Raw genomic sequence first — 6,458 nt, 5'->3', positions numbered from 1 at the left:
ACGCTGTCTCACGAGCCCAGGTCATACCGCGCGACGATCACCACGGCAAACTCAACGATCTTCACTTAACTCCACGTGCGGAAAACGGGGCTAGCGGCGCGCGCGCAGAGCCCGGGGTGAGGCGCCCAGTTCGCGGCGGCACACCTTGTTGAACACCTGCAGGTCGGGGATGCCCACGACGGCGGCGATGGCCGGGATGGCCTGCGTCGATTCGCGCAGCAGGTGCAGCGCGCGGGACATCCTGCGGCGGCGGATGTAGGCGACGACGGTGCCGCCGGTGTGGGCGCGGAACAGCCGGGTGAGGTGGTTGTGCGACACCCCGGCGGCCCTGGCGATGGCCGGCACGGTGAGCGGCGCGGCGAGGTCGGCCTCGATGTAGGCGATCGCGGCGGCCACCACGGCGTGCGGGCTGCCCGCCTCGGTCAGGCCGGCGACCCGCCAGAGCACGGACCACACCTCGGCCGACGCCCTGGCCGGGGTGTGCGGCACGGCGGCGATGGCCTGGCGCAGCGCGGCGCCGAGGCCGGGGGCCTGGTCGCGGGCGTCCCTGATGACCGGCACGGTGTGCGGGTCGTCGCCGCCGGGCAGGCGGAAGTGCGCGTACAGGTGCTCCGACCTGCCCTGGTAGTGGAAGTGCACCTCGGTGTCCGGCGGGATCAGGCTCACGTGCCCGGGATTGATCGTGTGCGGGGTGCCGCCGACGACGAGTCCGGCGGTGTAGTCGTACAGGTGGAGCTGCCACAGGTCGGGCAGGCGGAACACGTCGTGCAGGCGGCGCACGCCGTGCACGCCCGCGCCCGCCGAGGCCACGGCGGGCGGCTCGGACAGTGCCATGGTCACGTGACGCACATCCGCCTGTCTACACCAGCGGGGGAAAATGGACCAGTAGTGGGGGAACGCAACCCACGACACGGCCGATGCGCGAATCTAGCTTTGAGGCATGGAAACCACTCTGCTTTCCTCGGCGCAGGTGGCCGGCTTCGTGGCGGCCGGGTACCTGCGGCTCGACGGAATCGTCCCGGACGAGCTCAATGAGCAGGCGATCGACGTGCTGGAGGCGGGGATCCCGCGCTCGCCCTACGGGACGCCGGTCGCCAAGGCGTTCCCCGAAGGGACGTTCGCCCGCCGCCTGATCGAGTTGCCCGAGGTCGCCGGAGCCCTGCACTCCCTCGTCGGGCCGGACCCCACCATCGACCACCACGCCGTGCACATCCGCGAACCGCACAACGGCCACGCCCAGCCGCTGCACGCCGACGCCATCATCGACACCCGTACCGACGCCTTCGACGTGCAGCTGATGTACTACCCGCACGAGGTGACCGCGGACATGGGCGGCACCCTGGTGGTGCCCGGCAGCCACCTGCGCCGCGTCAACGAGAGCGACACCGGCCGCTACCAGAACCTGCGCGGCCAGACCCGTCTGACCTGCCCGGCCGGGACGGTGATGCTGCTGCACCACGGTATCTGGCACGGCGGCCGGCGCAACGACAGCGACGTGCGGCGCTACATGTTCAAGATTCGCTTCAACCCCACGGTTCCGCAGGTGCGCCTGTGGGACACCTCCGACCTCGGCTCGCCCGCCGTCCTGGAGGAGCTGGGCAGGCGTTTCCCCTGGTACGAGAACGCGACCGGCCGTCTGGAGATCCACAACCGGGCGCTGATGTGGCGGGCGATGACCGCCGACTCCTCTTTCGACATCGACTACTGGGCCACCCGTGTGACCAACCGCCCCGGGAGGGCCGCATGAAGCAGCAGGTGCTCGTTCTCTACCTGGCCACCTCCGCCCTGGACGCGCCGGTGGTGGGCTGGTCGCGCTATGACGGGACCGGGGCCACCCGGCCGACGGCGGGCGACGGGGACGAGCCGCCGTACGAGACCGGGGTGGACGCGTTGCGGGACGGGTGGCGGCTGTTCCAGGCGTCGCAGCTGATCCCGCCCTATCCGGGGCACGAGTACGACACCTCGTTCCTCAAGCACGAGTTCTTCTTCGAGAAGCTGTCCTGACCTTCGGTGCCCCCGCCTTTGTGAGGCGGGGGCACCGTGCTACAGGATCGGGAACCCGACAGCGAGGAGATCCGGCGCGTCGGGGCCGGTCGCCGGCGCGCCGGGCAGGTCGGCCTCGATCCCGCCCGCGACCTCGCGGGCGGCGACCGCCCGGCCGTCGGGCAGCGCGGCCGCCGCCGCGTCCAGCCTGGCCGGGTCGCAGCTCAGCAGGACCGTTCCGCCCGCCGGTGCCAGGGCCCAGGCCGTGTCGCCTGAACGGGTCCAGCGCACGTAGGGGTCCTGTGCGGGCTGCGCCACCGACGCGCTGAGCGGGCGGGTGTCGTGGATGGCGCGACCGTTGACGGCCATCCAGTCCCCCAGGTGCTCCAGCGTGCGGCGCTGCCCGGCCGGGATGCTGCCGTCGGCCTTCGGTCCCACGTTGAGCAGCAGGTTCCCGCCCCGGGACACCACGTCCACGAAGTGCCGGACCAGGGCGCGGCCGGTCAGCAGGTGCTCGGGCCCCTCGGCCCTGTTGTAGCCGAAGGACAGCCCGATGCCGCGGCAGTTCTCCCAGGCCGACGCGGACTCCGAGTCCAGGTGGAACTGGTACTCGCTGGTCTCGTAGTCGCGGTGGGTCTCGCCCCAGCGGTCGTTGACCACGCCGTGCGGCACGGTGTCGTAGTAGTGCCGCAGCAGTTCGAGCAGGCCCAGCGAGCCGCCGTGCTTGCCGGCGTCCGGCCACTCGATGTCGTTCCACAACACGTCCGGCCGGAACCGGTCAACGAGGTCGCGGACATGCAGGTAGGCGTAGGCCGCGTAGGCGGCGTCGTTGGGCCGGTACCGCCGGGTCTCCTCGTGGCGGGTCAGCGGCGGCAGGTCGGAGACGCTCCAGTCCAGGCCGCCCGAGTAGTACACGCCGAAGCGCATGCCGGCCTCGCGGGTCGCGCCGGCGATCTCGCCGATCAGGTCCCTGCGGGGCCCGCGCCGCACGGTGTTGCGGTCCCCCGTGCCCGGCGCGTCCCACAGCGCGACCCCGTCGTGGTGCTTGGACGTCGGCACCACGTAACGCGCGCCGGCGCGGGCGAACAACGCGCACCAGTCGGCCGGGTCGAACGCGTCGGTGCGCCAGACGTCCAGGAAATGGTCGTACGGCGCGTCGCCCCAGACCTCCTTGTGGTGCTCGCGCGCCGGCGAGTTCTCGACCCGGATCGTGTTCCAGTACCACTCCGCGTAGGGGTTGTGCCGGAACCAGACCTCGTCATCGACCGCGCCGAGCTCTCCGGTCGGCTCGGCCCAGGCAGGCACCGAGTACGGGCCCCAGTGCACGAAGATGCCGAGCTTGGCGTCGCGGTACCAGTCAGGGACGGGGCGCCGGAGCACCGTCCAGTCAACGGACAACATACGAAAAAACATCCTTTCCTGTACGGGGGTCACCGGCCGCCCAGGCCGGAGAGTGCGATGCCGCGTACGAGATGGCGTTGCAGCAGGATGACGAGCAGGACCGTCGGCACCATCGAGATCGCGGAGGCCGCCATCAGCAGGTGCCACTGGTTGCCCTGCTGGCTCAGGAACAGGTTGAGCCCGAGCGGCACGGTGGCCAGGTTCTGGTCGTTCACGATGATCAGCGGCCAGAGGAAGCTGTTCCAGTAGGTGATGAACGTGAACACGGCGAGCACCGCGACCGCCGGCCGGGCGACCGGCAGGATCACCTGGAACAGGATTCGTACCCGGCCGGCCCCGTCGATCCTGGCGGCCTCCTCCAGCTCGCGCGGGACCGACAACATGAACTGGCGCAGCAGGAACGTGCCGAACGCGGTGAACGCCCACGGCAGGACGAGCGCGGTGTAGCTGTCCACCCAGCCGAGTTGCTGCATGAGGATGAACATCGGCACGACGGTCACCTCCTGCGGGAGCATCAGCGTCGCCAGGTAGACCAGGAACAGCGCGCCCCGGCCGCGGAAGCGCAGCCTGGCGAAGGCGTACGCGGCCAGGAGCGAGGTCAGGCAGACGATGACGGTGCCGATGACCGCGACGGTGAAGGTGTTGAGCAGGAACTTCGCGAACGGCAGGTAGTTCCAGGCCTCGGCGAAGTTCGACCAGCGGACCTCCGAGCCGATGGGCGAGGCGGAGCCGAACACCTCGTCCGGGGGCTTGAGCGCGGTGGCGATCATCCAGGCGAACGGCACCAGGAACATCACCAGGACGATGGTGAGCAGGACCTGCGACACGATCCGCCAGGACCGGTGCGACCTTTCAGCCGTCATAGTGCACCCACCGCTTCTGGCCGACGAACTGCACGGCCGTCACCGTCATAATGATCATGAAGAGGATCCACCCGATCGCGGCCGCGACACCGAGGTCGAACTGCTCGAACCCGCGCCGGTACAGATGCAGCACCAGCGTCTCCGTGGCGGCCCCCGGCCCGCCTGCCGTAAGCACATACGGCTGCACGAACACCTGGAACGCGGTGATCAGCGTCATGATCATCGCGAAGAACATGGACGGCGACAACATCGGCAGGGTGACGCTCCAGAACCGGCGCAGCGGCCCGGCTCCGTCGATGTGGGCCGCTTCCTTGATGCTGTCCGGGATGGCGTTCAGCCCGGCGGAGAAGACGAGCATGTTGTAGCCGAAGCCCTGCCACACCGACATGACGATCAGTGCGGCCATCGCCCAGCGGGTGTCGCCGAGCACGTTCGGCGCCGCCACGCCGAACAGCCCGCGGAAGGTCTCGTCGAGCAGGCCGCCGGGCTGGAACAGCAGCCGCCAGACCAGCGCGACCGAGATCAGCGGCGTCACGGCCGGCAGGAAGAACAGCAGCCGGTACAGGCCGCGCCAGCGGATCCGGGTGGAGATCCACACGGCCAGCCCCAGCGACACGACGAGGTTCGCCGGGACGTAGAGCACCACGAACACGACCGTGTTCAGCACGACCCGGCCGAAGATCGGGCTCGTCACCAGGTCGGTGAAGTTCTCCAGCCCGACGAACTCACGGTTGCCCAGCACCGGCCAGGCGAACATGCTGATGATCACCGATCCGGCCAGCGGGATCAGTGTGAAGAGCAGGAACCCGGCGGTGCTCGGAGCGAGGAAGCCGAGCGCCGCCCGGCCGTCGCCGCGCGGCTTGGGCACCCGAATGGTGGTCATGGACATCTCGAAGCTCCGATCGGGTCAGTTGACCTGCTGTTGCACCGACTCGAGGAAGCCGGACACGTCCTCCTGACCGTTCATCACCGGGACGCCGTACTGTCTGAAGAGCTGGTCCAGGGTCGAGTACGAGGCCGCGGACCGGGCCGGGACCGCCGCGGAGATGGCCGCCTGGAGGCCGGGCCTGGCCGCGGTGAGCTCCGGGCTGAACCAGGCGTCCTGCTGCGCGGTCCTGGCCGGGTAGGCCCGCCCGTTCTCGGCCATCATCTTGGCCGCCCGCGGCCCGGTGATCGCGGCGAGCGCCCGCAGGGCCGCCTCCGGGTCCTTGCAGGTACGCGAGATCCCGAAGCCGGAGCCCGCGACCTGGCTGCGCGAGCCGGCCTTACCCGCCGGCAGGGGCGCGACGCCGACCTCGAAGTCGGCCTGGTCCATCACGTTGACCAGTTGCCACGGCCCGTCCACCGTCATGGCGACGCTGCCGGAGATGAGGCCGCTGATGCCGGGGGTCATGTCGCTCGTCGCCTGTACGGGCGGCGCGACGCGCTGCTTGCCGATCAGGTCCACGTACCACCGCATCGTGGCGACGAAGCCGGGCTGGGTGAGGTCCACCTTCCCGCCCTCGCCGATCGGGTTGACGCCCTGCAACGACAACGACCAGGGGATCACCCCGTCGATCACCGGGTTCGCGGCGAAGCCCCATCGCCCGTCCCTGGTCAGGGCCTTGGCCGCGGCCTCGAAGTCGGCCACGGTCCAGCCGGGCTTGGGCAGCGGCACGCCGAGTTCGCGGAAGCGGGTGGCGTTGTAGAGCACGACCTGCGGGCCGTAGTCGTACGGCACGGCGAGCTGGTCGCCGCCGACCCGCAGGCTCTTCCAGATCGACGGGTCGAAGTCGGCCGCGTCGATGCCGGCCCGCGCCAGGTCCGCGTCCAGCGGGCGCAGCAGCGACGAGATCAGCGGCACCCGCAACGACTGCACCCCGATGAGGCAGGCGGTCTGCCCGGTGCTGGCCTGGGCGGCGGTCTTGGTCCAGTAGTCGTTGAAGCTCGTGGTCTGCAGCTCAAGTGCGGTGCCGCTGTCGGCGGCCAGCGCGCCGATCCGTTTCCAGGTCTCGGTCTCCGCGCTCGATCCGGACCACATGGCCCAGCGCAGGGTGCCGGTGTCGGTGACCCCGCCGTCCTCGGAGGCGCAGGCGCTCGACAGGGCGAGCAGGGCCACGAGGGCCGCCGCGCTCAGTTTGCGTCCAGGTCGCATCGCTTCACCTCATCGGATGTTTGGCGGCGACGATCGATTCTTTACTCTTGGGCGGCACTCCGGTTGTAATAAAAATC

At 70.1% G+C, this 6,458-nt stretch carries 7 protein-coding genes; 2 read left to right on the top strand and 5 right to left on the bottom strand.

Going from position 1 to position 6,458, the window contains the following annotated elements:
• Nucleotides 1-90: 90 nt before the first annotated feature.
• A complete protein-coding gene (locus AB0I81_RS59825; protein ID WP_360678586.1) occupies nucleotides 91-834 on the bottom strand; it encodes a helix-turn-helix transcriptional regulator in 744 nt (247 codons plus the stop codon).
• A gap of 106 nt (nucleotides 835-940) precedes the next feature.
• On the opposite strand from AB0I81_RS59825, the gene AB0I81_RS59820 reads away from it, so the two are divergent.
• On the top strand, nucleotides 941-1,747 hold the full coding sequence (locus AB0I81_RS59820; protein WP_360678580.1) for a phytanoyl-CoA dioxygenase family protein: 807 nt from the start codon (nucleotides 941-943) through the stop codon (nucleotides 1,745-1,747).
• The gene (locus AB0I81_RS59815; protein ID WP_360678578.1) at nucleotides 1,744-2,004 is read left to right on the top strand and encodes a hypothetical protein; all 261 of its coding nucleotides are present in this window, start codon (nucleotides 1,744-1,746) and stop codon (nucleotides 2,002-2,004) included. The genes AB0I81_RS59820 and AB0I81_RS59815 overlap by 4 nt, the downstream gene beginning before the upstream one ends.
• A gap of 39 nt (nucleotides 2,005-2,043) precedes the next feature.
• Here the strand turns inward: AB0I81_RS59815 and AB0I81_RS59810 are convergent, their stop codons facing one another.
• From AB0I81_RS59810 to AB0I81_RS59795, 4 genes are read right to left on the bottom strand one after another with little or no spacing between them, the layout of a single operon-like run.
• On the bottom strand, nucleotides 2,044-3,384 hold the full coding sequence (locus AB0I81_RS59810) for an alpha-L-fucosidase (RefSeq protein WP_360678576.1): 1,341 nt from the start codon (nucleotides 3,382-3,384) through the stop codon (nucleotides 2,044-2,046).
• 29 nt (nucleotides 3,385-3,413) lie between these two features.
• Nucleotides 3,414-4,247: a carbohydrate ABC transporter permease gene (locus AB0I81_RS59805; protein WP_360678574.1), complete on the bottom strand. Its 834-nt coding sequence runs from the start codon at nucleotides 4,245-4,247 to the stop codon at nucleotides 3,414-3,416.
• The gene (locus tag AB0I81_RS59800; RefSeq protein ID WP_360678572.1) at nucleotides 4,237-5,130 is read right to left on the bottom strand and encodes a sugar ABC transporter permease; all 894 of its coding nucleotides are present in this window, start codon (nucleotides 5,128-5,130) and stop codon (nucleotides 4,237-4,239) included. Before AB0I81_RS59800 ends, AB0I81_RS59805 begins: the two co-directional genes overlap by 11 nt.
• A gap of 24 nt (nucleotides 5,131-5,154) precedes the next feature.
• On the bottom strand, nucleotides 5,155-6,381 hold the full coding sequence (locus tag AB0I81_RS59795) for a sugar ABC transporter substrate-binding protein (protein ID WP_360678570.1): 1,227 nt from the start codon (nucleotides 6,379-6,381) through the stop codon (nucleotides 5,155-5,157).
• Nucleotides 6,382-6,458 lie beyond the last annotated feature (77 nt).

It is taken from the genome of Nonomuraea sp. NPDC050404 (assembly GCF_040655495.1).
Lineage (GTDB): Bacteria > Actinomycetota > Actinomycetes > Streptosporangiales > Streptosporangiaceae > Nonomuraea.
The sequence above is the reverse complement of the archived record's forward strand: the minus strand, read 5'-3'. Positions and strand labels throughout refer to the sequence as shown.

Excerpts from the sequence above, each read along its gene's own strand:
- AB0I81_RS59825 (WP_360678586.1), bottom strand. The coding sequence starts at position 834 with ATGGCACTGTCCGAGCCGCCCGCCGTGGCCTCGGCGGGCGCGGGCGTG.
- AB0I81_RS59820 (WP_360678580.1), top strand. The coding sequence starts at position 941 with ATGGAAACCACTCTGCTTTCCTCGGCGCAGGTGGCCGGCTTCGTGGCG.
- AB0I81_RS59815 (WP_360678578.1), top strand. The coding sequence starts at position 1,744 with ATGAAGCAGCAGGTGCTCGTTCTCTACCTGGCCACCTCCGCCCTGGAC.
- AB0I81_RS59810 (WP_360678576.1), bottom strand. The coding sequence starts at position 3,384 with ATGTTGTCCGTTGACTGGACGGTGCTCCGGCGCCCCGTCCCTGACTGG.
- AB0I81_RS59805 (WP_360678574.1), bottom strand. The coding sequence starts at position 4,247 with ATGACGGCTGAAAGGTCGCACCGGTCCTGGCGGATCGTGTCGCAGGTC.
- AB0I81_RS59800 (WP_360678572.1), bottom strand. The coding sequence starts at position 5,130 with ATGACCACCATTCGGGTGCCCAAGCCGCGCGGCGACGGCCGGGCGGCG.
- AB0I81_RS59795 (WP_360678570.1), bottom strand. The coding sequence starts at position 6,381 with ATGCGACCTGGACGCAAACTGAGCGCGGCGGCCCTCGTGGCCCTGCTC.